Annotated in this window: 22 protein-coding genes, 1 tRNA gene, 1 pseudogene and 1 other annotated feature; of the genes and pseudogenes, 16 read left to right on the forward strand and 8 right to left on the reverse strand. The window is 62.1% G+C overall.

Going from position 1 to position 25,969, the window contains the following annotated elements:
• Positions 1 to 7 precede the first annotated feature (7 nt).
• The 5 genes from BN1130_RS08380 to norR all read right to left on the reverse strand — a co-directional run bounded on the left by BN1130_RS08380 (position 8) and on the right by norR (position 7,334).
• Positions 8 to 1,084 carry an amonabactin ABC transporter permease subunit 1 gene (locus BN1130_RS08380; RefSeq protein WP_042041404.1) on the reverse strand — a complete coding sequence of 359 codons (1,077 nt, stop codon included), beginning with the start codon at positions 1,082 to 1,084 and terminating at the stop codon, positions 8 to 10.
• Positions 1,085 to 1,127: 43 nt separating this feature from the next.
• A complete protein-coding gene (locus BN1130_RS08385) occupies positions 1,128 to 2,144 on the reverse strand; it encodes an amonabactin ABC transporter permease subunit 2 (RefSeq protein WP_042041406.1) in 1,017 nt (338 codons plus the stop codon).
• Positions 2,145 to 2,218: 74 nt separating this feature from the next.
• The gene (locus BN1130_RS08390; protein WP_042041408.1) at positions 2,219 to 4,210 is read right to left on the reverse strand and encodes a siderophore amonabactin TonB-dependent receptor; all 1,992 of its coding nucleotides are present in this window, start codon (positions 4,208 to 4,210) and stop codon (positions 2,219 to 2,221) included.
• A gap of 57 nt (positions 4,211 to 4,267) precedes the next feature.
• The gene (locus tag BN1130_RS08395) at positions 4,268 to 5,437 is read right to left on the reverse strand and encodes an MFS transporter (RefSeq protein WP_084218169.1); all 1,170 of its coding nucleotides are present in this window, start codon (positions 5,435 to 5,437) and stop codon (positions 4,268 to 4,270) included.
• A gap of 373 nt (positions 5,438 to 5,810) precedes the next feature.
• Positions 5,811 to 7,334: a nitric oxide reductase transcriptional regulator NorR gene (norR, locus tag BN1130_RS08405; protein ID WP_042041414.1), complete on the reverse strand. Its 1,524-nt coding sequence runs from the start codon at positions 7,332 to 7,334 to the stop codon at positions 5,811 to 5,813.
• Positions 7,335 to 7,505: 171 nt separating this feature from the next.
• Here norR and norV point away from each other — a divergent pair, with 171 nt between their 5' ends.
• Together norV and norW are read left to right on the forward strand one after the other, a co-directional pair.
• Entirely contained in the window at positions 7,506 to 8,987 is a 1,482-nt protein-coding gene (norV, locus tag BN1130_RS08410; RefSeq protein ID WP_042041416.1) for an anaerobic nitric oxide reductase flavorubredoxin, read from the forward strand.
• Positions 8,984 to 10,162 carry an NADH:flavorubredoxin reductase NorW gene (gene norW / locus BN1130_RS08415; protein WP_157013953.1) on the forward strand — a complete coding sequence of 393 codons (1,179 nt, stop codon included), beginning with the start codon at positions 8,984 to 8,986 and terminating at the stop codon, positions 10,160 to 10,162. The genes norV and norW overlap by 4 nt, the downstream gene beginning before the upstream one ends.
• Positions 10,163 to 10,722: 560 nt before the next feature.
• On the opposite strand, the gene BN1130_RS08425 is transcribed toward norW, so the two are convergent.
• A tRNA-Arg gene (locus BN1130_RS08425) sits at positions 10,723 to 10,799 on the reverse strand.
• 49 nt (positions 10,800 to 10,848) lie between these two features.
• Positions 10,849 to 12,003, reverse strand: a complete 1,155-nt coding sequence (locus BN1130_RS08430) for a flagellar assembly protein FlgT (RefSeq protein WP_042041544.1) — start codon at positions 12,001 to 12,003, stop codon at positions 10,849 to 10,851.
• A gap of 158 nt (positions 12,004 to 12,161) precedes the next feature.
• Between BN1130_RS08430 and BN1130_RS08435 the strand changes: the two genes are divergently transcribed.
• Together BN1130_RS08435 and BN1130_RS08440 are read left to right on the forward strand one after the other, a co-directional pair.
• Entirely contained in the window at positions 12,162 to 12,782 is a 621-nt protein-coding gene (locus BN1130_RS08435) for a FlgO family outer membrane protein (RefSeq protein ID WP_042041420.1), read from the forward strand.
• Positions 12,783 to 12,828: 46 nt separating this feature from the next.
• Positions 12,829 to 13,257: an LPP20 family lipoprotein gene (locus tag BN1130_RS08440; protein WP_042041422.1), complete on the forward strand. Its 429-nt coding sequence runs from the start codon at positions 12,829 to 12,831 to the stop codon at positions 13,255 to 13,257.
• A gap of 196 nt (positions 13,258 to 13,453) precedes the next feature.
• Here BN1130_RS08440 and BN1130_RS08445 read toward each other — a convergent pair whose 3' ends face one another.
• Complete coding sequence (locus tag BN1130_RS08445) at positions 13,454 to 14,623, reverse strand: chorismate mutase (RefSeq protein ID WP_042041545.1); 1,170 nt, start codon at positions 14,621 to 14,623, stop codon at positions 13,454 to 13,456.
• A 37-nt stretch (positions 14,624 to 14,660) separates the two neighbouring features.
• Positions 14,661 to 14,782 (reverse strand) — a sequence feature (Phe leader region).
• 247 nt (positions 14,783 to 15,029) lie between these two features.
• Between BN1130_RS08445 and BN1130_RS08450 the strand changes: the two genes are divergently transcribed.
• The 12 genes and pseudogenes from BN1130_RS08450 (at position 15,030) to BN1130_RS08505 (ending at position 25,966) form a co-directional block, all read left to right on the forward strand.
• Positions 15,030 to 15,866, forward strand: coding sequence for an adenine nucleotide alpha-hydrolase family protein (locus tag BN1130_RS08450; RefSeq protein ID WP_042041424.1), 837 nt, complete (start codon positions 15,030 to 15,032; stop codon positions 15,864 to 15,866).
• A 97-nt stretch (positions 15,867 to 15,963) separates the two neighbouring features.
• The gene (locus BN1130_RS08455; RefSeq protein ID WP_042041426.1) at positions 15,964 to 16,524 is read left to right on the forward strand and encodes a DUF3157 family protein; all 561 of its coding nucleotides are present in this window, start codon (positions 15,964 to 15,966) and stop codon (positions 16,522 to 16,524) included.
• A 172-nt stretch (positions 16,525 to 16,696) separates the two neighbouring features.
• Positions 16,697 to 17,320: an outer membrane beta-barrel protein gene (locus BN1130_RS08460; RefSeq protein WP_042041428.1), complete on the forward strand. Its 624-nt coding sequence runs from the start codon at positions 16,697 to 16,699 to the stop codon at positions 17,318 to 17,320.
• Between the two features lie 184 nt (positions 17,321 to 17,504).
• Entirely contained in the window at positions 17,505 to 18,449 is a 945-nt protein-coding gene (locus BN1130_RS08465) for a YbgA family protein (protein WP_042041430.1), read from the forward strand.
• Between the two features lie 31 nt (positions 18,450 to 18,480).
• Positions 18,481 to 19,447, forward strand: a pseudogene (locus BN1130_RS08470) (MerR family transcriptional regulator).
• A gap of 53 nt (positions 19,448 to 19,500) precedes the next feature.
• Positions 19,501 to 20,910: a deoxyribodipyrimidine photo-lyase gene (gene phrB, locus BN1130_RS08475; RefSeq protein ID WP_042041432.1), complete on the forward strand. Its 1,410-nt coding sequence runs from the start codon at positions 19,501 to 19,503 to the stop codon at positions 20,908 to 20,910.
• Positions 20,911 to 20,962: 52 nt separating this feature from the next.
• Positions 20,963 to 21,391 carry a nuclear transport factor 2 family protein gene (locus BN1130_RS08480; RefSeq protein ID WP_042041435.1) on the forward strand — a complete coding sequence of 143 codons (429 nt, stop codon included), beginning with the start codon at positions 20,963 to 20,965 and terminating at the stop codon, positions 21,389 to 21,391.
• 79 nt (positions 21,392 to 21,470) lie between these two features.
• Positions 21,471 to 22,187 carry an SDR family NAD(P)-dependent oxidoreductase gene (locus BN1130_RS08485; protein ID WP_042041437.1) on the forward strand — a complete coding sequence of 239 codons (717 nt, stop codon included), beginning with the start codon at positions 21,471 to 21,473 and terminating at the stop codon, positions 22,185 to 22,187.
• Positions 22,184 to 23,440, forward strand: coding sequence for an NAD(P)/FAD-dependent oxidoreductase (locus BN1130_RS08490; RefSeq protein ID WP_042041439.1), 1,257 nt, complete (start codon positions 22,184 to 22,186; stop codon positions 23,438 to 23,440). Before BN1130_RS08485 ends, BN1130_RS08490 begins: the two co-directional genes overlap by 4 nt.
• Complete coding sequence (locus BN1130_RS08495; RefSeq protein WP_042041441.1) at positions 23,437 to 24,186, forward strand: DUF1365 domain-containing protein; 750 nt, start codon at positions 23,437 to 23,439, stop codon at positions 24,184 to 24,186. Before BN1130_RS08490 ends, BN1130_RS08495 begins: the two co-directional genes overlap by 4 nt.
• Complete coding sequence (locus tag BN1130_RS08500) at positions 24,186 to 25,439, forward strand: SAM-dependent methyltransferase (protein WP_042041443.1); 1,254 nt, start codon at positions 24,186 to 24,188, stop codon at positions 25,437 to 25,439. The genes BN1130_RS08495 and BN1130_RS08500 overlap by 1 nt, the downstream gene beginning before the upstream one ends.
• Complete coding sequence (locus BN1130_RS08505) at positions 25,436 to 25,966, forward strand: DUF2878 family protein (RefSeq protein ID WP_370736604.1); 531 nt, start codon at positions 25,436 to 25,438, stop codon at positions 25,964 to 25,966. Before BN1130_RS08500 ends, BN1130_RS08505 begins: the two co-directional genes overlap by 4 nt.
• The last annotated feature ends 3 nt before the right edge of the window (positions 25,967 to 25,969 follow it).

Below are 25,969 nucleotides of genomic sequence, written 5' to 3' on the forward strand. Positions count from 1 at the left end.
AGCATCGTCAGTCGGCCTTCTGTCTGTCTTTGATGAGCACGAACAGCAGCAGCATGCCGCCGAGGATCCGGGTCATGATACCGGTGGCGACCTCGTGGGGGCTGGCCAGCACCCGCACCAGGGTATCGCTCGCCAGCAGCAGCAGGGCGCCGGATAGCGCGGCTATCCAGAGCGGCACTATGCGATCCCGGCTGAGCCAGGACGCGAGAATGGGGGCGGCCATGGCGATGAATACAACTGGGCCGCCGATGGCGGTGCCGAGTGCCGCCACTATGATGGCCTGGGCCAGCACGCCGAGCTGCACCCGGTTCACATTCACCCCGAGGTTCTGGGCGGTGACGGATCCTAGGCGCAGCACGCCGAGGGCGCGAGAGAGATAGATGATCCAGGGGCAGATCAGCAGGATCAAGATGCCCACCGGCAGCACTGTGCCGTAGCCCTGGCCGACGAAGTTGCCCATGTTCCACAGGTAGAGGCTGGTGAGGTGCACCAGGGATTGGGTGGACATGGCGAACTGGCCGATGGCGTTCATCAGCTCGGAGACGCCGATGCCGATCACCACGAACAGGTAACCCTGCTCCCCCGGCTTGTTGCACAGGGCGTAGAGCACGGCCGCGGCGAACAGGGCGCCGAGCGGCGCCGCCCACCAGGGCCAGCTGCCCAGCGTCAGGTAGAGGGAGAAGATGATGATGGCCAGCGATGCCCCCTCGTTGACCCCGATCATGTCCGGGGTGGCGAGGCGGTTGCGGATCAGGGTCTGTACCAGGCAGCCCGAGAGGCCCATGGCGGCGCCCGCCACCAGCACGGCGACGATGCGCGGCAGCCGGATTTTGAACACCGTCACCTCGCTGAGCCGGCTTCCCTCGCCCAGCAGGGTCTGCACCACCCCCAGCATGCTGATCTTGCCCGAGCCCAGGGTCAGCGCCAGCAGGGAGAGCAGCACCAGCACCACCGCCAGGGCGAGGGTGATGAGCCAAGCCCGGCGCTCAAGCAGCAGGGTACGGCTGCCCATTCGCAGGCAGAAGGTGCCGCTTGGCAGGGCAGAGGAGGGCAGGGAGGGCGCCTTGTTGATTGGGTGTGTCATTGGGTGTCGGCACTCTTGATGAGGTCATGCATATGAGGGCTCCTTACCTGACGGCCAACAGGGAGCGGAAACCGCCGCTGCGCACCACTAGGATGAGCACGGGGGCACCGATCAGCGCCAGGATCACCCCGTTCGGCAGCTCGAATGGCTGCAGCAGCCAGCGCGCCAGTATGTCGGCACCGAGCAGGAACAGCACGCCAAACAGGGCGGAGAAGCGCACCTGAATGGCGAGGCGTACCGGCTCCACCAGGCGGGCGCAATAGGCCGCCAGGAAGCCGACGAAGCCGATGGGGCCGGCGATGGCGATGGCGCAGGCGGTGAACAGGGTGGCGGCCAGCAGCACGCCGATGCGCACCCGGGTCGGCCTTATGCCAAGCGCCTGGGCCTGATTGTCCCCCATCTGCATCAGGGTGAGCTGGCGGCACAGCGCCAGGGTCAGCAGCAGGCCAGCCAGGGCGAAGGGCAGCACGGTCAGCACCGCATCCTGACTGGAGGCGGCCAGGGAGCCCAGGTTCCAGAACCTGAACTGCTCCAGCACCACCTTGTTGGAGAGCAGCAGGAAGTTGGAGAGGCCGCCGAAGGTGGCGGAGAGGGCGACCCCCACCAGGATGAGCTTGAGCGGGTTGGATTTACCCACCATCAGGCCGAGGCCCAGTACGATGACATTGCCGAGCAGGGCGCCCATGCCGGACCAGAGCAGATAACCGTAGGCCGATTCGACCCCGAAGTAGGTGAGGCCGATGACCAGGGCGAAGACGGCGCCGGCGTTGACGCCGAGCAGGCCGGGTTCGGCCAGGGGATTGCGGGTGGCGCTTTGCAGCATGGAGGCGGCCAGCGCGAGACAGGCACCCACCACCAGGGCCGCGAGGGTGCGGGGCAGGCGCAGGGTATTGACTATCATGGCGAGTTTTTCATCGGCGACGAAGACGGGATCGCCGAGCAGGAAACCGGCGACCTCACGGCCACCATAGACACCGGCGCCAGTGGCCAGTGACAGACAAATCAGCAGGAAGAGGAGCAGCACTGTGAGCCAGAACAGCTGAGCTTGGTACCTGAGCACTCAAAGACTCCTTTAAATCGAGACGATAGAAACGCAAAAAGGGAGCCCGCTTGGGCTCCCGCATACAGGGGTTATTACAGCTTGTACTCTACGCCGGCGTAGACGCTGCGACCTTCCAGGATGAATTCTGCGTCGGTGGCGACCTCGTCCCTCTGGGTGTTGGTGAGGTTGGTGATGCCGAGCTTGAAGTCCAGCGCTTGGGTCACTGTCCAGTTGGTGTTGAGATCCAGGGTCTGGTAGCTCTCGGACTTGAACGCCTGGGCGTTGCGCGCCGGGACCGTGATGACCTGGCTGCCGACATACTGCCAGGCCAGGTTGGCGCTGACCACGTCGCTCGCTTGCCAGTCCAGGCTGAGGTTGCCGGTGTGATCCGGGGTCTTGGTGAGATCATCGCCGGTACTGCGATCGACGGAGTCAAGCAGGGTCCAGTTCGCTCCCAGCTGTACATTGTCCAGCACGTCGAACCAGCCGGTCAGCTCCAGACCCTTGATGCGGGCCTTCTTGATGTTGTGGTAGGTCATCACGGAAGGCATATAACCCGCAGCAGGACGCCATTGATCGCTCTGGATCAGATCCTCGATCTCGTTGTGGAAACCGGTGACGCCGGCGCCGAAGCGATCGGACTCATAGGCGGTACCGAACTCATAGCTGATGGCGGTTTCCGGTTTAAGATCCGCGCTGCCCACTACCTGGCAGCGGCCACGGCAGGCGGTGGTGGAGAAGCCTTCGCTGGACTGGGCCAGGGTCGGGGCCTTGAACGCCTTGCCGATACCCCCCTTGAGCACCCATTCGTCGCTCAGGGAGTAGAGGGCGTAGGCGCGCGGGCTGAACTCGTTGCCATAGGTCTCGTGGTGATCCAGACGACCGGAGAGGGTCAGGGCCAGATCGCCGAAGCCGAACTCGTCTTGCAGGTAGATGGCACTCTGGTTGGCGCTGACGCTGCCAGTGGTAATGCTGCGGCTGTGCTCGAGCTCGGTATCGCGGAATTCGGCGCCCGAGGTCAGCAAGTGATCCCCAAGGTAGCCACTGACCTGACCGTCGACGGTGTTGTTGGTCTGGGTGACATCGGCGACGCCGCCGTTGAGCTGGGAGTCATCCATCAGGTCGGTCTGTTCGAAATAGTAGCGAACCCGGCTGTCGAAGTGCTGCCAGCGGCCATTGTGGGTCAGCCCCAGGCTCAGGCGGTCGAGCTCCTGCACGTTATGGGCAGTGAGAGGACGTGGGGAGTTAGGAGGAAGGGGCACGTTGTTGAAGTAGCTGTCCATGTCGTTCTGGTTGTAGCCCAGATCGAAATCGATGTCCTGGTTGTCGCTGACCAGCCACTTCAGGCTGGAGAGCACGTTGACCACTTCACGCTTTTCCAGGGCATCGGCATCCGGGTTGTTGCTCTGCTCGCTCTTCCAGTTGTCACGCTGATACCCCTCGACCACCACGCTGCCCAGCAGCTTGTTGTCGATCAGGGCACCAGAGACAAAGGCGCTGCCTTGGTTGGCATCGCCACCCTCACCCTTGGTGGGCATGGTGTGGGTGTAGGCAACGGCTGCCTCGGTTTTTTCCTTGGCCTGGCGCAGGATCACGTTGACCACGCCGCCCAGCGCATCGGCACCGTACAGGGAGGATACAGGGCCACGGATGACCTCGATGCGCTCGATGGCCGCCATGGGGATGGAGCTCAGGTCGAAGTCGTTGCCATAGGCGCTGCCCAGGGTTTCGCGGGCATTGACGCGCTTGCCGTTGATCAGCAGCAGGGTGTAGTCACCGCCCATGCCACGGATCTTGATCTCGTTACGGCCGGTGGGGTTGGTGGCGATGATGTTGACACCCGGCACATGCTTGAGCGCATCGCCAATGTTATTGACGTTCATCTTGTCCAGATCGGCGCGGCTCACCACGGACACGCTGGCCGGTGCGGTGAACTCGGTGTGCTTGGTCTGGGTCGCAGTGACGACTATGGTCTCGTTGGCCTTGGTCGGCTCAGTCTGAGCCAGGGCTGGCATCGCCAGCAGGCCGAGGGAGATCAGGCTGGTTTGCAACGGGTTCAAGGGAAAGCCGGGGGTGAACTGCATGGTCAAAACTCCATTTAAACGTATTTATTGTTGAGGAAAAACAGCTTGTTAGGCTCACTAACTTCCCTGTCTGACCTGCTTGTCAGACGTATTATTGTTATGTGATTTTTTCAGTGCTCTGAGCAGCAATACCACACCCAAGCAAGCCAGCAGGGTACAGGCGATATTGAGCCAGGCGAGGGTGTCGAAGCCCAGAAGCCGGGCCTGTTCATCCGATTGCAGATAGCGGGCCGATCCCAGGCTGGCGAGCCCGGCGGCAATATTGGTAACGGTTCCCTGAAATGACATGAACGCGGCGCGCTGCTGGGGGGCGGGGATGGCCGCAGTGATGGCCAGGGTGGTGCTGGAGCGGGCCGAGCTCAGCGCCATGAACAGGGTGAATAACAGATAGAGGGGCAGCCCCAAGGGCTGGGCGAAGCCAACGAAGGTGACCAGTGCGAGCAGCAGACTGGTGATCAGGATGGCACCCTGAGCACGGCCGGCATCAATCCAGACACCGCACAGTCGCATGGTTGCCATGCTGGCCAGGCCGCCGCACAGGTAGAGTGCTGCTATCTGTTCCCGGGGGAAATCGAGGTTGAACTGGAAGTAGTTGGCAAAGTGCGGAATGAGCAGAAAGTGGCCGGCCATCTGCAGGGCAAGCACGGTGAGCGCTCCCTGGCAGAGGGGGGATGCGATCAGACGCCAGATGCCAACCAGACTCGGCTCCTGCTTGACCGGCAGGGAGGGCAGCAGCAGATAGGCTGCCAACACCAGCAGCAGCCCGGCGCCGCCGAGCAACAGGAAGGGACTCTGCCAGCCGAACCATTGAGAGAGCGTCAGGGAGAGAGGCACGATCAATATGGCGGCGAGGGAAAAAGCCATGCCGACATAGGCGAGCTTGCGACCCCGTTCGGCCGGGGGGACCAGATCCAGCACGGCCGCCATCAAGATGGCCGAGAGCGGGCCGGCGACACAGCCGGAGAGAATGAAGAGGATCAGCAGTTGCTGGCTGTCTTGTACCAGAGAGCAGGCGATCAGCAGCAGGAAGCGCAGGGTGAGCAGCAGCAGCAGAGCAGGGCGTCGATTGAAGCGATCCAGCCAGGGTGCGGCCAGCAACCCTACCAGGGCCGCACCCAGGGTCGCGCCGCCACTGAAGTAACCGGTCAGCTCGGGGGCCATGCCCAGAGAGAGCACCAGATCCGCACCCAGTGGCATTACCATCATCATGCTACCCATAGATAACATATTGATTAATAGTGCTAAATGTATGACCGCCGATGGATGGGCACTGTGGAGCTTAGGGATCACAAGAGTCTTCTCGAGCAAAGGAGCCCGAATTCTATCCGAGGATTTTTTTTATGACAACAAATGATAATTGTTTTTATTTGTATTAGTTTCGCTCCACCAGAACCTTAACGTGGCGTCAAACGGGCTCTTTGTCGACGCCCCTGGGCCTGCCTCTGGGACGGGTTTACCCTCTGCCATCTCGAGATGGACGAGGTGATCCCATTTTGGGGCCTGATATCCCCACCGTAGGGCGAACTCATCCAGACATTCATCCGGGCCGGGCGGGTCGATGACCCTCATGGGGCCCGATCCGGCTGAGCGCTCCTTGCTGCTATTTGAGGCCGAGTCGTCTGGCGAGCCGGTGCAGGTTGCCGCCGTCCAGTTCCAGCGCTCGGGCGGTGGCGGCCCAGTTACCCTGTTGGGCCGCCAGGGTCTGCTCGATCAGCTGGAACTGGAAGGCATCTGTGGCCGTGCGCAGCCCCATGTCTGCCATTGGCTGCACCGCCTGTTCCACTGGGATGCGAGTGGATGAGGGGGCGTCGATGGCCGCCAGATTGAAGTGGTGGCAATCCAGGGCCGGGGACTGGCTGCCCTGCTCGGCCCGCGCCAGCACCGCGGCTCTGTGGATGGCGTGCTCCAGCTCCCGCACGTTGCCCGGCCAGTCGTAGCTGGCGAGCAGTTGCAGCGCCCTGGGCTGGATGCGCAGCCGCTCCAGCCCCAGGCTGACCCGGCAGCGTTCGCAAAAATAACCAGCCAGCAGGGGGGTGTCGTCCGGCCGCTCCCGCAGGGCGGGGGCGTGGATCGGGAAGACGCTCAGGCGGTGGTAGAGATCGCTTCGAAATTGCCCCTCGACCACTGCCTGTTTCAGATCCCGGTTGGTGGCGGCCAGGATACGCACGTTCACCTTGAGGGGGGTGTCGTCACCGATGCGCTGCAGATCCCCGTATTGCAGCACCCGCAGCAGCTTGGCCTGCAGCGACAGGGAGAGTTCGCCTATCTCGTCGAGGAACAGGGTGCCCTTGTCGGCCAGCTCGAACTTGCCCGCCCGGTTGTGAATGGCGCCGGTGAAGGCCCCCTTCACGTGGCCGAACAGCTCGCTTTCGGCCACCGATTCCGGCAGGGCGGCGCAGTTGAGATAGACCAGGGGCGCGCTGGCACGGGGTGAGCCCTGATGCACCGCCTTGGCGATCAGCTCCTTGCCGACTCCCGTCTCCCCCAGGATCAGCACGTTCAGCTCGGAGCTCGCCACCACGGCTATCTCGTGGCGCAGCCGGTCCATGGCCGGGGAGCGGCCAATCATCTCGGGCTGGCCCGGCCCATTCTGGGTGGAGGGGGCGAGGGGTTCGCTGCTCTGGCGGGCGAGCCGTTCCAGCAACAGGGCGTTGCTGAGGGCGGCGGCGGCCAGGGCGCCCACTAGCCGCAGCTCCTCGTCGCTGATGCCGTCGAACTGGGTCGGGTTCATGCCATCTATGGTCAGGGCGCCGATCAGCGTCTGATCCGAAAACAGTGGTAGGCCGACGCAGGCGTGCACCCTGAAGTCGTCGTGATCCGGGATCAGGCCGTCATAGGGGTCGGGCAGGTTGCTGTCGGCGGGGAAGCGCACCACGTCGCCGGCCCGGGCAATGGCCTCCATGCGCGGGTGATCCTTGAGCGCGAAGCGGCGGCCCAGCACGTCCTGCATCAGGCCGTCGATGGCCAGCGGAATGAACTGGCCCCCCTCGTAGCGCAGCAGGGCCGAGGCGTCCGAGTGCAGCAGGCTGCGCACGCTCTGGATCAGGCGGTGGAACCTGTCCTGATGGGAGATGCCGAGTTGCAGGTCGAGGGCGATGCGCGCCAGGCTGTCGGTCGAGATCACGAGAATTGTCCAAATGACAGTGTGTTTGTGTTTTTGACTATGAACGACAAGTGTCTAAATGACAATGTAAGAAATATGTTTTCTATAAAAACAATGAGTTACAAGTTGGCACGTCAACTGCAATAGTCCGTTCAGTCGCACATTCGCTATTGCATTCTGAGGAACAACTTGATGAGCATTCACGTCAAAAACAACATTCACTGGGTCGGCCAACGGGACTGGGAGGTGCGCGACTTTCACGGCACCGAGTACAAGACCCACAAGGGCACCAGCTACAACAGCTACCTCATCCGCGAAGGGAAGAACGTGCTGATCGACACCGTCGATCACAAGTTCAGCCGGGAGTTCGTGCAGAATCTGGCGGCGGAGATCGATCTCGCCGCCATCGACTTTGTGGTGATCAACCACGCCGAGGAGGATCACGCCGGCGCCCTGACCGAGCTGATGGCCCGCATCCCCGGCACCCCCATCTACTGCACCCACAACGCCATCGATTCCATCACTGGCCACCATCACCACCCGGAGTGGAACTTCCATCCGGTCAAGACCGGCGACAGCCTGGACATAGGCAACGGCAAGCAGCTGGTGTTTATCGAAACCCCCATGCTGCACTGGCCCGACAGCATGATGACCTACATGACCGAGGATGCGGTGCTCTTCTCCAACGATGCCTTCGGCCAGCACTACTGCGACGAACACCTGTTCAACGACGAGGTGGATCAGGTTGAGCTGATGGAGCAGTGCCAGCGCTACTACGCCAACATACTCACCCCCTTCAGCCCGCTGGTGACCGCCAAGATCAAGGAGGTGCTGGGCTTCAACCTGCCGGTGAGCATGGTGGCAACCTCCCACGGCATCGTCTGGCGCGACGATCCCACCCAGATCATCCTGAAATACCTGGAGTGGGCCGACCACTACCAGGAGGATCGCATCACCCTCTTCTACGACTCCATGTCCAACAATACCCGCATGATGGCCGATGCCATCGCCCAGGGCATCCACGAGGTGGACCCCGGGGTGGCGGTGAAGATCTACAACGTGGCGCGCCACGACAAGAACGAGATCCTGACCCAGGTGTTCCGCTCCAAGGGGGTGCTGGTGGGCTCCTCCACCATGAACAACGTCATGATGCCCAAGGTGGCGGGCATGCTCGAAGAGATCACCGGCCTGCGGTTCCGTAACAAGCGCGCCTCGGCGTTTGGCAGCTACGGCTGGACTGGCGGCGCGGTGGACCGGATCCAGACCCGGCTGATGGACGCGGGTTTTGACATCAGCCTCTCCCTCAAGGCCAAGTGGCGCCCGGATGGCTCGGCGCTGGCACAGTGCCGCGAGCATGGCCGCCAGCTCGCCCGCCAGTGGGCGCTGCATCCGCTGGATGAGTCCCGCCCGTTCACCACAACCCAGGCGACGGTGACGCGAGCCCCGGTGATCGCCAAGGCACCGCAAGCCGCACCGGTCGCCGGTGAATGGGACGACGATCAGCCCATGCTCTGCACCGTCTGCCAGTGGATCTATGATCCGGCGCTCGGTGAGCCGGATCAGCTGGTGGCACCGGGCACGCCCTGGGCTCAGGTATCTGACAGTTTTCTCTGCCCCGGCTGCGGCATCGGCAAGGAGGTGTTCGAACCCTGTGGGGCGGAGGCCTGTGTATGAGCGGAGTCGGCATGAACAGCCCCCATCACGGCGACGAGATTGTAGTGATCGGCAGCGGTTTCGCCGCCCAGCAGATGAGCAAGAGCCTGCGCAAGCTGGATGGGGAGCGGCCCATCCGCCTCATCACGGCCGACAGCGGCGACGAGTACAACAAGCCGGACTTGAGCCACGTGGTGAGCCGGGGCTGCGCCGCCGCGGCCATGACCCGGCAGAGTGGCAGCGACTTTGCCGAGCAGCAGTGCATCACGCTGCTGCCCCATTGCCCGGTGCTGGGTATCGATCCCGCGAATCGCCGCGTGCTGACCGCTCAGGGCTCCTTTCCCTACGGCCAGCTGGTGCTGGCGACCGGTGCCAGTGCGGTGCGTCCCGATATACCGGGCAGCGAGCATCTGGTGACCCTCAACAGCCAGCAGGAGTATGCCGCCGCCGAGGGGCTGATCCAGCAGGCCAGACGCATCATGATATTGGGGGCCGGGCTGATTGGCTGCGAACTGGCGATGGACATGGCGAGCGCTGGTCGCGAGGTGACCCTGGTGGATCTGGCCGACAGCCCGCTCAGCACTCTGCTGCCGGCGGCCCTGAGTCAGCCGTTGCAGCAGGCACTGCGCAGTCAGGGAGTGAAGCTGCAACTGGGTCAGGGTATTGCCGGGCTCAGCCCGCTCGATCCGGACAGGCCGGATGGGGGCTGGCGGGTGACCCTGGCCGATGGTGGCGCGAGCGAACAGGATCTGGTGATCGCTGCCATCGGCCTTAGGCCAAATCTGACCCTGGCCGAGAGTGCCGGGATCGAGGTCGGGCACGGCATTCGGGTCGACGAACGGTTGCAGACCAGCGACCCCCACATCTTCGCGCTGGGAGATTGCGTCGAATGGCAGGGGCGGCTGCTCCCCTTCCTGCAACCCATAGTGCTGGGGGCAAACGCGCTGGCCAGGACGCTGCTCGGCACGCCGACCCCGTTGACCCTGCCCCCCATGCTGGTGAAGGTGAAGACGCCACTCTATCCGCTGCAACTGGCGGGCCGCACCCAAGGTGAGGATCTCGCCTGGCAGTGCCACTGGAATCGGCACGGCATGGTGGCCGAGGCGCGCGGTGCAGATGGGTTGCTGTGCGGCTTCGTAGTGGGGGGCGACAAGATGAGTGCCGCCTTCCCGCTGCTGCGCCAGCTGCCCCGTTGAAGAGACACCTGTTTGAGGCCGGTGTCAGGTGATGACTCTACGGCGTGCTACTTGCTCGTTGGTGGTCATAGGGTGACCCCGGATAACACGGTAGGGGGTACCGTTTTGCTATCCGCTTTGCAGCCGTATGACCACTCCCTTTTGTGGACAACTGTCAGGTGAATACCCTGCCATGCAGCCAGTATTCAATGAGACTGGCAATGATGACTGCAGAGCTGCGATCTCGGCCTGCGGGGCTTCCTGCTTGGTCAGCTGTATACGGTAATCTTCCCGCTTCCCGCGCTCTTTGGCGATGGCAGCTTCCGATGCCTTGACGATGAAGGCTTCGTGACCGCGTTTTACGTTGAGGCGACCACAGTCGCCAACCAGACGGACCAAGGAGTTGAGGAGGTCTGCGTTGTCACCGGCACGCTGGGGATGCTTGGCATCGAACTCTGGGAAGACTCGCCGCATGATTGTTGTGCAATGAAATGAATTGCAGTGGAGGGGGACGGAGAGGGGAACGGGCTGAAAATGACAAAGGGATTAGCATCATAAAGATGCTAATCCCTCGTTGTATCTGGTGCTCCCGACTGGATTCGAACCAGTGGCCTGTCCCTTAGGAGGGGACCGCTCTATCCAGCTGAGCTACGGGAGCAAGTGGCGGGCATTATACAAAAACCACCGCACTTTTAAACTCTTGATTTCTATTCCAATAGGGCAAAATCGCCGACTTGGATGTTAAATGGCGAATATTTGTTCCGTGTCGACAGTATGGCGCCGTCGTCAAACAGCTGAACCACCTCGAACAGGCCATTGGCCGGGTTGCGTTGCATGCGTGCCTTGCCGTAGGGATCGGTGAAGTCGGCGCTGTGCTGGATGCGGAATTGATCCCCCAGCTTGACGCCATTTAGCCGCCCCAGATTGATATGGGGTCCGCGCTCGCCCATGGCGACGATGCGGGCGGTGACCGGGGCGCAACTCAGCTGGCTGATGATGTCCTGCACCGCCTGCTTGAGCTGATAATCCACCTCTTGGCCGTAGCTGGAACGCCAGAATTCACTGCTATCACTGCCTACCTGGTCTTGCTTGGCGAAGGTCCAGTCGGCGCGTCCCTGGTACTCCTTGCGGCCCATCAGGCTGCCGTTGATGCCATCAAACAGATAGAGCTGCATGCGAAAACTGCGCACCGGATCCCGGTACCAGCTGGTCAGCTGGTTGCCCTGAGGCTCGAGGGAGAGATCGTCCAGGCTGCCGAGCACCAGATACTGGCTGTCGGTACGCAGACTCAGCGCCTTGATCTCCTCCAGGGCGCTGCGATCCCCCTGTTGCAGGTGCAGCGGGTCTATGGCGAGGTTCTCATCGAGCCACTGATGTGCCAGCACCCCTTTGGGGGCGGCGGCCAGTTGCTCGAACAGGCGGCGGGAGAGGCTGGCGGGCAGATCGTCGAGGGCGCCATAGCTCGCCTGCTCGGGATGACGCAACCTGAGCCGGACCAGCGTCAAATCCTTGGCGTACTCCTGGCTCGGACAGATCTGGCGCTGGGCCTGGATATCGGCCTGCACAGTGATGTACATGCGGCCGTTGCGCACCTCTTCGCGTTTGAGGCGATAGTGGCGAATGTCCCCCCCTGAACGGATCTGGATCTGCTCGGATTTCAGGCTGCCGTTTTCCAGGCGCTGCACGCTGGAGACGGCGGCGCCGCTCGCCAACAGCGCCTGGCGTAGGGCATCCCGGGTGGCCTCCTCGCGGGCATAGGCCTCGTCGCCATCCAGGATGGCGGCGCTGCCCTGGGCCTCGATCAGCTCGGCTCGCAGGCCAGTGGTGACCAGCAGCAGGGCAAGCAGCAGCGACGTTTTGATTATTCTCATAACATGAACCTTGCAGGGGGCAGGGAGTTCCCATGCCGACTCGGGTGTGGATACTGGCGAAAATAAAGCAAGAGTCGTGCCTTATTCCACACTCAAGCTTTGTCAGTCTCGTCCGATAACAGGTGAGATGCAGAACAGGAAGCTTATCCATGAATAGATTGATCACGGCGTTGGCCCTTGCCCTGGCCTTGTCTGCCTGTGGTTCCGAGCCCATAGACCGCAAGGTGGGGGATCCCCGTCAGGCCGCGCCCGGTATGGAGCTGAACTGGCTGGTGGCGCGCATGACCGATCAGCTGATGGAGCGCAAGTCCCTCTCCACCCTGACCGAGCCCATTGCCGTCTCCTCCTTCGTCGATCTCGACACCCTGCAGGACACCAACTGGATGGGCCAGCAGATAGAAGAGGGCTTCATCTATGAGCTGAACCGGCGCGGTGAGGTGGTGGTGGACTTCAAGATGACCGGCAATATCAAGGTGACCCCGCAAGGGGACTTCGTGATGAGCCGCAACTACAAGGATCTCTCTGCCAGGCTGCCCATCACCCGCATCCTGACCGGCACCTTCAGCCGCAACAAGCAGGGCATTTTAGTGAATGCCCGCATCATAGACTTGCGTACCAAGATGGTGGAGACCACGGCCCAGAGCCTGATCCCGCTGCAGTACCTCTCTGGTGCCAGCAACTCATTCGGACGTGCCTCGGTCAACCGGGGTCTGTTGCAGCGCGGCTCGGGGACAACCCCTCAGGGCCACCTGGTCAACCTGACCCCCTGAGGGTGCGGCGCCGGTGCGCCCCCCAAGCCAAGATGGAGTAAGCAAGATGAAGACCCTGTTTGGATGCCTGCTCGCCCTGCTGCTCACCGCATGCAGTGGCAACCGTGTGGTGGAATATGGCAACAACGTCAGTGAGCCGGATGATTTCCCCGTGCTCAAGGCGGTGGGATATGCGGTGATCGACATCCAGCCCGGCCCCTCCCAGTCCGAGCGGATGCTGCAAGCCATTCGCGCCTCCAAAATGGATGCCTATCGTGAACTGGCCGAGCAGCTCAATGGCCAGCAAGTCAGTGCCAGCTCCCGCTATCAGGATCTCAAGCAGGTCTCCAATGCCCTGGATGTCTCGGTGGCAGGCATGGTGCGTGGCGCCCGGGTGGTGGCGACCTATCCCCGTGGCAACACCTATGCCACCGAGCTGGAGCTCGATACCCGCAACCTCTACCACCTCAATCAGCTGATGGCGGGGCAGTACTGAGCAACGCCGATGGGGGTGGAGAGGCCCCTCTCGGCTGACCCTGCGCATGGACGCGGGTGGACTGAAAACAAAAAGGCGACCCAGGGGTCGCCTTTTTGTTTTTGCGGCGTGTTGCCGTGCCGCTTCAGGTGCCCTGCATGGTGCGGGGCGGCGTTCTCTTGCCGCCCCTGCGTGGCGCCTGAACCCCTGGTTCGGCTTATCCCAGGATAACGGGGGGCACGGCCGTGGGTTTGACATCCTCGCTCGGGTAGCAGCCCAGTACCTTGATGTAGCGGGTGATCTGGGTCAGCTCGACCAGGGCCGCCTGCATCTCGGCGCTCTGCAAATTGGCCGAGACATCCAGATAGAACATCTCCTCCCAGGGGTTGCCCTGCACGGGGCGGGACTCCAGCTTGGTCATGTTGATGCTGTTATTGCGCAGTACCAGCAGCGCCTCGACCAGGGAGCCCGGCTTTTGCGAGGTGGACATGATGAGCGTGGTCTTGGCCGGGATCTGCGACGCCACATCGATGGGCTTGCGCGCCACGACGATGAAGCGGCTGTAGTTCTCTTTCTGGTTGGCCAACTGCTCGGCCAGCACCGCCAGGCCATACAACTCGCCGCCATCCGCACTACCAATGGCCGCCGCCTCGGGGCTGGCCAGCTCTTTCACTTTCATCATGGCACTGGAGGAGGAGTCGCAGATCTCGTGGCGGGCTCCCTCCAGCTTGCTCAGGTAGTGGGAGCACTGCTGGAACACCTGGGGATGGGCGTAGAAGGTCTTGATGCGTTCGATCCCGGTCGGCACGGCCGTCAGCACGCAGTGCTCAATCGGATAAGTCAGCTCGCCGACGATGGAGAGGCTGGTGTGCTGCATCACGTCATACACCTCGTTGATGGAGCCCGAGCTGGTGTTCTCGATGGGCAGCACCCCGAAGGCGGCGCGGCCTGACTCCACGGAGTCCAGTACCTCGCGGAAGTTCTGGCAGTTGACCTCGACCACCTGATCCTTGTAACGGGCCAGGTACTTGCGTGCCGCCAGACTGGAGTAGGAGCCACGGGGCCCCAGGTAGGCGACGCTGGTCATGGGCTCTTGCTGCTCAGGGTTGAGCAGCCCTTGCAGGTAGGCCTGCTGGGAGAGCACCGAATCTTCGATGATGGTGTGATAGAGGCGGGTCACATACTGGGCATCCAGACCCAGCACCCGCCCTTTCTGGATCAGGGCGACCAGCAGATCCTGTTCTCGCTGATGATCGCGAATGGGGCGCGGATTGGCCTGCTTGGCGCGGGCGACCGCTATGCTCAGGGCCTTGCGCTTGGCCAGCAGGGCAAGCAGCTCCTGATCCAACTGGGTGATGTCCTGCCTGATGTCGTCTAGGGTTACCATGATACGTACCTGTCCAGATATGCCATTGATATTATTCATAAAAAAGCCTCCGCTAGGGAGGCTCGATTCGTCTTTAGTTTCCGGTTTATACGACGACTGGCCTTCCCTCAGGTGGGCCGGATAAACGAGAAGCGAAAGAGGAATAGTGAATGCATGGGACTGCCTTGGAATGTCAATGCCCTAGCTTTAAGGGATTTGCCGGTGTGATGCAAGTAAAACTTGCCAGCAGGGGATGCTCGCCGGCGTCTGCGGACAGGGTCGTATTCGTTGATATGGGCGGATTGATCTGGATCATGATTAATAGCCATTGACGATGGAAGTGTCATTTTTCTGTTATCTCATTTATGGCCCATTCAGGATCCGCGGGTCAAAATGCCCCCCTGGATTCACAGACGAGGCATCCATCATGGATACCAACATTGTTCTACTGAATCAGGGATATGATCAGACTTTTCAGGCCAGGGAGCAGCGCCTCATCGACATCCTGTCCACCTATGACGAGCTGGTCGTCTCTTTCTCGGGACGGTTGGAATCTTGCTATGGCATGGATCTCTGTCGCGCCAGCGGGACGCGCATCCGTGCCCTGACCCTGGACAATCCACTGCTCAGCCGACGTGAGTTGGCCCGCGCCCATCGTTACTGCCAGCGCTACAACATAGAGCAGCGCGTCCTCAAGACCGACGAGATGCTGTTCTGCGATATAGAGCAGCCGCCCAAGGTGGCGCGGGATCCGGTGCGTTTCATCGATGAGGCCAAGGCGCAACAGGCGGACTGGGCACATCTGCCGCTGCTGATCCCGGCGTCGGTCGAGGAGATGCAGGCCTATCTGGGGCGCTTTCATCAGGCGCCGCCACGGACTCTCTGGCTGTTCGCCAGGGAGGGAATGTGCCACAGAGACTTCCGTTACGGCTTCCACAAGCGTGAACTCGACCGTTGGGGCAAGGCCAGCGGTGGCTACCTCAATCGCCGATTCCAGCACATCAGCCAGATGGATCGAAGCCATGTACAGATGATCGACATGGCGGAGCAGGTCCTGGCCGACATGGGACTCGACGAGGCGGAGGTGCATTTTCACACCCTGAACGATGACAGCGTCACCCTGGCCAGGGTGCGGCTGCCATCCCATCAGCGCGCCCATGGTTTCGATCGTCAACTCGACATCTATCGCGCCCTCAAGGGGATGGCCTTTGACTACGTCACCCTGGACATGGCCCTGCCCAATTGCCATGACATCGCGGGTTGACCGGTCGCGGCGCCAGCAGTGTGAGCGGCGTCATAGGCAAGCAGGGGGCGACTGTTTATACTGGCGCCCCTTTTTGCATCTGCCTGACAGGAATGCCATGAAAGCCCTTCCCCTGCTGCTCGCCCTCTCCCTCGGCCCAGTGCTGGCCCAGGCCGCGCCGCTCACTCAGGTGACCCTGGCCGACGGCCGCGTGGTACAGCTCAACGATGACTTCAGCTGGGAATACCTGCTGATCAAGCCTGCCCAGAGCAGCACAACGACGACACAGACTACGACCCCTCGGGCCGTGGCTGCCCCCGTATTGACCGAGCAGGCCCTGGCCAATCCCAAGTTGCTGAGCGAGGCATCCCGGGATGGTGTGGTGGTGAGCCTGGACAGCCTAGTGGCGGAAGATCCCTATCGGCTGCATTTCATGGTGCACAACACCGGGACCCGCAACGTGGTCGGTGTGCGGGGCTATGTCAGCCTGTTCGATGGTCAGGGTGTCCAGTTGGCACGCCAGGAAGCCCGCTTCTGGGTTGCCGAGAACCGCCTGCCCGAGACCTATCTGCGCAAGGGCGAGAAGCGTCCTTCCCTCGAGATCGAGATGGCCAGGCCGGCCGGGCAGGGTGACCAGCCTCTGGTGCGGGTCGAGATAGAGGAAGTGCTGTTCCGTTGAGTCCTGTTGTCGATGAAAACCTCCTTCGGGAGGTTTTTTTATGTCTAAAAACAGTCGGTTAAATCTGACAGCAACAGTTGCTTACATCTGACATGGTTTGGCAACAGCTTGCTCCTCGGCAGCGGGAGAGGAGATGGGCACAATGACGCCATCACAACGAGGAGTCATCAAAATGAAAAAACTTACCCTTTCCGTCATGGTGCTGGCCGCCTGCTCTTCCGCTTCCGCCATGGCGCAGGATGCCTTCAGTTATGCCAAAGGGGCCGCGACCTGGGCCCATACCAAGTCCGAGTTCGTGGGTGGCAAGGACAATGACAATCGCGACTTTGGTGGTCTGAGCCTGGACTTGTCCAAGTCCTTTGCAGGCAACTTCTATGGTCGTTTCGGTTCCGAATACAGCTCCCGCAACAGCGGCAATGACAACATGGCCATCTCCAGCCTGGGCGTGGGTGTGTTCACGCCGATCAGCACCGGCCTGAACCTCTATGGGGAGACCGGCCTGATGGGTTACAGCCTGGAGCGCGAGTTGAGCCATGACGTCGAGGGTTGGGACTCCGTGGCCCGCAAGCAGAGCGGCAGTCTCTATGGTGAAGTGGGCATGCGTTACGACCTGGGTCAGGTTGAACTCTCTACCGCCTATCGCTACGCCAACATGACCGACGACATGCAAGACTTCAAGGTCGGCGCTGCCTACAAGCTCACCCAGAGTTTGGCCCTGACCGCCGATTACACCTATCGCCACTGGGACTTGCAGCAAGGCTCCATCACCAGCCTGGGTGTGAAGTACAGCTTCTGATCCTCTTGTTCATACTGGATTTCCCCCAAGTAAGCCGCTTGCCCATGACAGTGTCATGGGCTTTTTTATTTTCCGGTGATCCTGTTTTCCCCCTTGTGTCGTATCGGTTCGTAATAGTTATACAACTTTCATTTCTTTGTATAACTGCTATAACTGGTTCAATGCTTATACAAGGGGCGCAATCATGTACAAGATCAAGGTCGGTATCAGTGCCTGTCTGCTGGGGCAGGAAGTGCGCTTCGACGGGGGCCACAAGCGCTCCAGTTTCTGCGAACGGGATCTTGGCGTCCACTTCGAATACCAGCCTATCTGCCCGGAGATGGCCATAGGACTGGGCTCGCCCCGGGCCGCCATCCGCCTGGTCAAGCGCCAGGGGTCGATCCGCGCCGAGGCGAGCAATGGCAGCTTCGATGTCACCGACGCCCTGACGGCCTTCAGTGAACGGCAGGTGCGCCAGCTTGACCACATCGCCGGCTACATCCTCTGCGCCAAGTCGCCGAGCTGCGGCATGGAGCGGGTGCGCATTTACTCGACCAACAACGAGGGCAGTGCCAAGGAGGGCATTGGCCTGTTCGCCAAGGCGCTGATGGAGGCCAACCCCCTGTTGCCGGTGGAGGAAGATGGCCGCCTTTGCGACCCCATATTGCGGGAGAACTTCGTGTTGCGGGTGTTCGCCTATCACGACTGGCAACAGTTGTGTGCCAGCGGGATCAGCAAGGCGAGCCTGATTGCCTTTCACTCCCGCTACAAATATCTGGTCTTCTCCCATGCCCCCAGCCACTACCAGGCCCTCGGCCGGTTGCTCGGCAACTTGCATCAACAAACCCTCTCCCAGAGTGCCGACGCTTATATCAAGGGGTTGATGACGGCGCTCAAGCTGCGCGCCAATCGCCGTGGTCATGCCAATGTGTTGATGCATTTGCAGGGTTACTTCAAACAGGTGTTGAGTCAGGGCCAGAAGCAGGAGCTGGCCGAGACAATAGAGAAGTACCGCACCGGTCTGTTGCCACTGCTGGTGCCGCTCACCCTGATCCGTCACTACCTGCGCGAATATCCCAATGCCTATCTCGCCGATCAGGTCTATCTCAATCCGCATCCCGAGGCGCTCAGGCTCCGATATGGGCTCTGAACCCCGGGAAGCCCGCAAGGTGAACTCACTCATGCAGGATCCATCCGTTTCATCACAACAGACAGCCCCGCAAGAGGGGGAGGAGCGGGAGGCGGCCTCGGGGGAGGCGCGCTACCCCATCCGCGAGGTATCCCGCCTGACCGGGGTCAATGCCGTGACCCTGCGCGCCTGGCAGCGCCGTTACGGTCTGGTGCAGCCGGCTCGCACCGAGAAGGGGCATCGCCTCTACAGCGAACAGGATATCCGGCACATAGAGGCGATCCTGAGCTGGCTGGAGCGGGGGGTGAGCATAGGTCAGGTCAAGGGGTTGCTTGGCGATAGCCAGAGTGTGGCGCCAAGTGATCACTGGCAACAGAGCCAGGAGAGCCTCTGGCAGCTGCTGCTCGATCTCAAGACCCGCCAGCTGGAACAGGGGCTCAACGATCTGATCGCCAGTTACCCGTTCGATCTGGTGCGCAGCCAGCTGCTCGAACCCGTGCTGGATCGACTGATGGCCATGACCGACAGGCCGGATGCGGAGCTGTTGCGTCACCACTGGCTAGACTGGCTCGCCCACTACTTCGGTCGCCATCTGGTCGGTCAGGGGAAGGGGCGGCCACTGACTCTGGCGAGCTGGGGCAAGGTGGGGCCACTCGCACTGCTCTGGCACGCTTATGAACTGATCAATCAGGGTTATGAGGTGCAACTCATCGGCCCTTGCGATCCCAGGCTCGCCCAACTGCTTGCCGGTCGCAGCCATGACAACTGGCTGGTGCTGATGGGCGCGGCCATTCCCAGGGGGGAGCTGACGACCCCCTGGCCAGTGGGTACTCAGGCCATGGGCCCCCTGGGCCGTCTCTACCCTGAGCCGCCCCAGATCGATGCCTTGCAGGCCCTAGCCTGGCAGCCGAGCCTGGCAGCCGAGCCTGGCTGACTGGCTCGCCATGCAGCCGAACCCTGTCCCTGCCGGCAGAGGCTCCGGGGGGCAATCGAGGGGCAAGTCCGCAGCCAAAGGGTGAAGGGGGCCTCCCTCTCTCATCGCGTTTTTAATGGAATTGAAACAGGAGCGACCATGAAGCTGGTCTGGTTTCGAAACGATCTGCGTCTGCGGGATAACCCGGCGCTGCGCCACGCCTGCGCCGAACCGGGCGAGCTGGCCGCCCTCTTTGTCATCAGCCAGGGGCAGTGGCGCCAGCATCATATGGCCGACATTCGCCGGGATTTCATGCTGGCGCAGCTCGATACCCTGGGCGCAGGATTGGCGGCCCTCGGCATCCGCCTTCACCTGCTCGAAGTCGAGACCTTCGCCGAGCTCCCCGAGGCGCTGGCCAGGCTCGGTCACGATCTGGGCGTCACCCATCTTTATGCCAATCAGGCCATAGAGGTAGACGAGCTACGCCGCGATGGCGCCGTGAGTGCGCGGCTGGCGCAGGAGGGCATTGGCTGTCACTGGTTCAACGGCTGCTGCGTACTGCCACCGGGGCGAGTGCTGACCGGCAGTGGTGAGATGTTCAAGGTATTCACCCCCTTTAGCCGGGCCTGGCTCAAGGCCCTCGATGAGGACGGCTTTGTCATTCACCGCGCCCCTCCTCCCCGGGGCAAGCCATTAGCCTGGACATCCCTGGTGTCGTCCGGGCTGACCAAGCCCTGGGATAACGCCCACTGGCCGGTGGGAGAGGAGGAGGCCGAGCGCCGTCTGCACCTCTTCCTCGAGCAGGGGGTGCTGGACTATCCCGCAGCGCGAGATTTTCCCGCCCTGCCGGGCACCTCCTGCCTCTCCCCCTACCTGGCGGCGGGCATCATCAGCCCGCGCCAGTGCGTAGCGGCATTGCAGCAGCGGCTCGGCCATCGGCCTCAAGCCAAAGGGCAACCCGGCTATGTCTGGTTGAGTGAACTCATCTGGCGCGAGTTCTACCGTCACTTGCTGGTGAAGGTGCCGGGCCTCTCCATGAACTTGCCGTTCAAACCGGAAACAGCGGCCCTGCCCTGGAGCTGGGATCCGGTGGCCTTCGCCGCCTGGCGGGAGGGGCGCACCGGTTTTCCCATCGTCGACGCCGCCATGCGCTGCCTCAACGCCACCGGCTGGATGCACAACCGGCTGCGGATGATAGTGGCGAGCTTTCTCACCAAGGATCTGCACATTCACTGGCGGCTGGGGGAGGAGTACTTCATGAGCAAGTTGATCGATGGCGATCTGGCTGCCAATAACGGTGGCTGGCAATGGGCGGCGGGAACGGGCGCCGATGCCGCCCCCTATTTTCGGGTGTTCAATCCGACCACTCAGGGCCAACGTTTTGATCCACAAGGGGAGTTTGTGCGTACTTGGGTAACAGAGCTGATTGATGTGCCTGAGCCATACCTGCATCAACCCCATGAGTGGTTAAGAGCCAAGGGGCGCGATGGGTATCCGGCTCCCATGGTGGACCACGGCAAAGCGAGGCTGGTGGCCATCGATATGTTCCGTCATCTGGAGAAACCTTGATGAGTCACTCTGTTATTTCGTTTCTGGCCTTCTGCGCTGACCGAGCGCTGACATGAGCGCGGCCCTGGATCGTTTTATCTCGCTCTATCAGGGGCTCGACAAGCGTCAGCTCCACCGACTGCGGGAGGTCTATGCCGAGGATGTGCTGTTCGTGGATCCGGCCCATCGCATCCAGGGGCTGGCAGCCCTCGAACACTACTTCGCCGAGCTGTATGGCGGGCTCGAATCCTGCACCTTCGAGATAGAACGCAGTCAGCAGCAGGGCGACTGTGCCTGGCTCGGCTGGACCATGACACTGCGCCACCCCAGGCTGGCCCGGGGGGCACCGGTGAGCGTGCGGGGCGCCACAGCGCTGGAGTTCAATGACGCGGGCCAGGTTCGCCTGCATCAAGACTATTTCGACCTGGGCGCCATGCTCTACGAGCAGTTGCCCCTGCTCGGCCCCCTGGTCCGCATCATCAAGGGAAGGTTGGGAAAATGATGGCTAACTCATTATTTCAGTTAGCGATTTCTCTTCCTGTTGTTATTGTCTCTTTTGTCATCACAAGGAGGTGGGGGCCATGAGCAAGGGGGTATTGATCACGGGGGCCAGCTCGGGACTCGGTCGCCAGTTGGCGCTGGATTATCACGGCGATGGTTGGCGGGTGTGGGCCTGTGGCCGCGATGAGTGGCGGCTGGCCGAGCTGGCGGCCCTCGGGATCCAGACGCTCTGCTTCGATACCCGGGATCCTGCGGCCTGCCAGGGGGCGGCCCGGCAGTTGAATGGGCTGGATCTGTTGATCCTCAATGCCGGTAGCTGCGAATACCTGGATGAGTTGCCACGCTTCGATGGGGCCCTGTTCGCCCGGGTAATAGAGACCAATCTGGTGGCGACCGGCCACTGTCTGGCGGCCCTGCTGCCCCAGCTCGGTCCCGGTGGCCGCTTGGCCATCGTCAGCTCGTCGGTCACCTGGCTGCCGCTGCCAAGGGCCGAGGCCTATGGCGCCTCCAAGGCGGCGCTTGATTATCTGGCGGCCAGCCTGCGCCTGGATCTGAAGGCATCGGGGATAGGGGTCAGCCTGATCCGTCCGGGATTCATCGACACACCGCTCACGGCCCGCAACCGCTTCACCATGCCCTGTCTGATGACGGTGGCCCAGGCCGCCAGCGCCACCCGGCGTGGTCTGGCGCGGGGCCTGCACAATATTCACTACCCAAATGGCTTCATCTGCCTGCTGCGCCTGCTGGGTGCCTTGCCGACCGGGCTCTGGTTACGGCTCTCGAAAGGACTCGGATAATGAAAAAAATCGCCATCGTCGGCGCGGGGATCTCGGGATTGACCGCGGGCCACCTGCTGCACCGCCATCATGAGATCACCCTGTTCGAAGCCGCCCCCGTGCTCGGTGGCCACACGGCGACCGTGGATGTTAACCTGGATGGGCAGAGTCATGCCGTCGACACCGGCTTCATCGTCTTCAATGACCGCACCTACCCCCATTTTCTGCGCCTGCTCGATCGTATCGGTGTGGCCCGCCAGGCCACGGAGATGAGTTTTTCCGTCAAGAGCGCCACGGGGCTCGAATACAACGGCCACAACCTGGACACCCTGTTTGCCCAGCGCCGCAATCTGCTCAGACCCGGTTTTTACCGCTTCATCAGGGAGATCTTGCGTTTCAATCGCGAGGCCAAGGCCTGGCTGGCCGAGGAGGGGAAAGAGGTTGAGCCGGGACTGACCCTGGGGCGCTTCCTGCAAGAGGGGCGATTTAGCGACTACTTCGCTCGCCATTATATCTTGCCGATGGGGGCGGCCATCTGGTCATCGACCCTGGCGGACATGCGCGGCTTCCCCCTCGGTTTCTTCCTGCGCTTCTTCGATCATCACGGCCTGCTCAACGTGGCAAATCGTCCCCAGTGGTACGTGATCCCCGGGGGCTCACGGCAATACATAGCGCCCCTGACTCGGGGTTGGCAGGCGCGAGTCAGGCTCGCCAGTCCGGTGCAGGCCATCTTTCGCACCGAGCGGGGAGTCAGGATCCACAGTCGCCACGGGGAGGAGGCGTTCGATGAAGTGATCCTCGCCTGTCACAGCGATCAGGCCCTCGGCCTGCTCCGGGATGCCAGCGCGGATGAGCAGCGCCTGCTTGGTGCCATGGCCTATCAGGCCAACGATGTCTGGCTCCATACCGATGCGACTTGTCTGCCGACCCGCCCCAAGGCCTGGGCGAGCTGGAACTACCAGCTTGGGGAAGGCGAGACCCAGCGCCCCCTGGTGAGCTACAACATGAACATCTTGCAGGGGATCCGCACCAGAGAGGCGCTCTGCGTCAGTCTCAATCCCCAGGGACAGGTCGATGAGGGCAAGGTATTGCGCCGCTTTGTCTATGAGCATCCCGTCTTCAATCTGGGGTCCCTGGCGGCTCAGGAGCAGAGGATGCAGATCTGTGGCCAGCGCCATACCCATTTCTGCGGCGCTTACTGGTACAACGGCTTTCACGAAGACGGGGTGCGCAGCGCCCTCGACGTGACCCGCCGCTTCGGGGTGGACCTATGAGTGCGGCCGATGCGATCAGGCACAGTGCCCTCTGGCAAGGGTCGGTGCGCCATCGCCGCTTCGCCCCCCGGGCCCACGCTTTCTCCTATGGCCTCTTCATGCTGGGGCTGGACTTGGATGAGCTGCCAACCCTCAACCGGGGCCCCTGGTTCGGGGTCGAGCGGGCAGGCTTGCTGTCGTTTTGTCGGCGGGATTATCTGCGTGGCAGCGAGGGCTCCCTCAAGGGGGCTGTGTGGGCCAAGGTGAGGGAGCTGGGCGGCGAAGCCGAGCCCGATGAGCGGGTGCTGCTGCTGGGCAACGTGCGCTGTCTGGGTTTCTACTTCAGCCCGGTCAATTTCTATTTCTGCTATCGGGGAGCGGCGGCCCGCTATCTGCTGGCCGAAGTGGCCAATACACCCTGGAACGAGCGCCACTACTACCTGCTCGACCTCGCCGCCCTGGCCCCCCACCCCAAGGATTTTCACGTCTCCCCCTTCATGGGACTGGCGATGCGTTATCACTGGCGCATTCGCTCCCCGGGGGAGCACACCCTGATCCACATAGAGAGCCATCCCGACACCGGGGAGACCAAGTTGTTCGATGCCACCCTGGCGCTGACCAGGCAGCCGTTCGAACGTGGCGCCCTGATGAGGCTGCTGCTGCGCTGGCCCTGGATGACCATGCGGGTACTGCTCGGCATCTATTGGCAGGCACTGCGTCTGTTTATCAAACGAACCCCACTCTTTAGCCATCCGGAGACTCGCTGATGGAACTGGTGCAATCCCCGACCTCAATGACGCTTATCGATCGCTGGGCCCGCACCCTGGTGCTTGGCCTGCTGCCCAGGCTGGAACAGGGCCATCTATTGTTGCGCGATGGCGAGCGCCAGTTCAGCTTCGGCGAACCCGCTGCCGAGCTGCAGTGCGAGCTGGTGGTGCACGATCCCGGCTTCTACCGTCGCCTGCTGCTGGGGGGCAGTATCGCCGCCGGGGAGACCTGGGTTGAAGGGCTCTGGACCAGCCCGGATCCGGTCGCCCTGGTGCGGTTATTGGTGCGCAACATGGCGCTGCTCGACAAGCTGGAGCGGCGTTTGAGCTGGCTCAGCTTCCCGTTCAACAAGGTGCGTCACTGGGTCAATCGCAACACGCTTACGGGGTCTAGATCCAACATTGCGGCTCACTACGATCTGGGCAATCGGCTCTATCAGGGCTTTCTCGATAGCCAGATGCAATATTCGAGCGCCATCTATCCCCACGCGGAGGCGAGCCTGGAGGTGGCGCAGCAGGCCAAGCTGCGCACCATCTGCGAGCGGCTGGCGCTGAGCCCGGATGATCATCTGCTGGAAATCGGCACCGGCTGGGGAGGGCTCGCCATCTATGCCGCCCGCCATTATGGCTGCCGGGTGACCACGACGACGATCTCCCAGGCTCAGCATGACTACGCAAAAGAGTGGATTGCCCGGGAGAGGCTCGGGGATCGCATCACCCTGCTGCTGGAGGATTACCGCAAGCTGGAGGGGCGCTTCGACAAGCTGGTCTCCATCGAGATGATCGAGGCGGTGGGCCACGGCTTTCTGCCGGACTATTTCCGCCAGCTGTCGCGGCTGCTCAAACCCGGTGGTCGGCTGCTGATCCAGGCCATCACCATCGCCGATCAGCGCCACGCCCAGTATCTGCGTAGCGTCGATTTCATTCAGCGCTACATCTTCCCCGGCGGCTGTCTGCCGAGTGTTTCCCAGATGGCGTCATTGATTGCCAGGGAGACCGACATGCAGTTGGTGCGGCTGCATGATCACGGTCATCACTATGCCAGGACCCTGGCCCACTGGCGTGAACGCTTCCTCGCCCTGGCCCCCGAGCTGCCCCGGCTCGGTTACAGCCAGGACTTCATCCGGCTGTGGCACTTCTATTTCGCCTATTGCGAGGGGGGATTTTGGGAGCGGGCCATCAGTCTGGTGCAGCTGGAGGCCGCCAAGCCGGGCCCGACGGCCTGGCACGGCGGCGCGCCGGTCGGGGATTGAACGCCTTGTCCCGCACGGGGGCGCCCATCTGGCGCTGGGGCCAGCTGCTGGGGTTCAACCTCTATTGGTGGCTGGCGGTCAGTGAGCAGCTGATCTGGTCGCTGGGGCTCTTGCTGGCGCTACACCTGCTCTGTTCGCCAACCCCCTGGCGGGATCTGCGGTTGTTGCCTCTGGCATTGCTCGGCTGTGCCCTGGACTATGGATTGATGGTGCTTGGGCTCTTTGAATTCGATGACGGCTTTCCGTCCTGGCTCGCCCTGCTCTGGCTCGGGTTTGCCCTCACCCTGGCCCACGGTCTGGATTGGCTGGCCAATCTGCCCCGTTGGCAACAGGCCGTGCTAGGGGGGCTGGGTGGCGCCGGCTCTTATCTTATCGGTGCCAAACTTGACGCAGTACACTTAGGATCTGAAATAGGAGGATGGGGCATCGGGGATGAGGGCATCTGGTCAGGTGGCATCATTTTACTGCTCATATGGAGCTTTTTGTTGCCCCTCCTGGTGAGGCTAAGGGTCATGCTTTGGAGGTGAGTC

This window comes from Aeromonas rivuli, from assembly GCF_000820045.1.
Classification (GTDB): Bacteria; Pseudomonadota; Gammaproteobacteria; order Enterobacterales; family Aeromonadaceae; genus Aeromonas; species Aeromonas rivuli.

What these genes read in the sequence shown, in the direction of transcription:
- BN1130_RS08380 (WP_042041404.1), bottom strand. Translation starts at nt 1,084, where the DNA reads ATGACACACCCAATCAACAAGGCGCCCTCCCTGCCCTCCTCTGCCCTG.
- BN1130_RS08390 (WP_042041408.1), bottom strand. Translation starts at nt 4,210, where the DNA reads ATGCAGTTCACCCCCGGCTTTCCCTTGAACCCGTTGCAAACCAGCCTG.
- BN1130_RS08395 (WP_084218169.1), bottom strand. Translation starts at nt 5,437, where the DNA reads ATGTTATCTATGGGTAGCATGATGATGGTAATGCCACTGGGTGCGGAT.
- norV (WP_042041416.1), top strand. Translation starts at nt 7,506, where the DNA reads ATGAGCATTCACGTCAAAAACAACATTCACTGGGTCGGCCAACGGGAC.
- norW (WP_157013953.1), top strand. Translation starts at nt 8,984, where the DNA reads ATGAGCGGAGTCGGCATGAACAGCCCCCATCACGGCGACGAGATTGTA.
- BN1130_RS08435 (WP_042041420.1), top strand. Translation starts at nt 12,162, where the DNA reads ATGAATAGATTGATCACGGCGTTGGCCCTTGCCCTGGCCTTGTCTGCC.
- BN1130_RS08440 (WP_042041422.1), top strand. Translation starts at nt 12,829, where the DNA reads ATGAAGACCCTGTTTGGATGCCTGCTCGCCCTGCTGCTCACCGCATGC.
- BN1130_RS08445 (WP_042041545.1), bottom strand. Translation starts at nt 14,623, where the DNA reads ATGGTAACCCTAGACGACATCAGGCAGGACATCACCCAGTTGGATCAG.
- BN1130_RS08450 (WP_042041424.1), top strand. Translation starts at nt 15,030, where the DNA reads ATGGATACCAACATTGTTCTACTGAATCAGGGATATGATCAGACTTTT.
- BN1130_RS08455 (WP_042041426.1), top strand. Translation starts at nt 15,964, where the DNA reads ATGAAAGCCCTTCCCCTGCTGCTCGCCCTCTCCCTCGGCCCAGTGCTG.
- BN1130_RS08460 (WP_042041428.1), top strand. Translation starts at nt 16,697, where the DNA reads ATGAAAAAACTTACCCTTTCCGTCATGGTGCTGGCCGCCTGCTCTTCC.
- BN1130_RS08465 (WP_042041430.1), top strand. Translation starts at nt 17,505, where the DNA reads ATGTACAAGATCAAGGTCGGTATCAGTGCCTGTCTGCTGGGGCAGGAA.
- phrB (WP_042041432.1), top strand. Translation starts at nt 19,501, where the DNA reads ATGAAGCTGGTCTGGTTTCGAAACGATCTGCGTCTGCGGGATAACCCG.
- BN1130_RS08480 (WP_042041435.1), top strand. Translation starts at nt 20,963, where the DNA reads ATGAGCGCGGCCCTGGATCGTTTTATCTCGCTCTATCAGGGGCTCGAC.
- BN1130_RS08485 (WP_042041437.1), top strand. Translation starts at nt 21,471, where the DNA reads ATGAGCAAGGGGGTATTGATCACGGGGGCCAGCTCGGGACTCGGTCGC.
- BN1130_RS08495 (WP_042041441.1), top strand. Translation starts at nt 23,437, where the DNA reads ATGAGTGCGGCCGATGCGATCAGGCACAGTGCCCTCTGGCAAGGGTCG.
- BN1130_RS08500 (WP_042041443.1), top strand. Translation starts at nt 24,186, where the DNA reads ATGGAACTGGTGCAATCCCCGACCTCAATGACGCTTATCGATCGCTGG.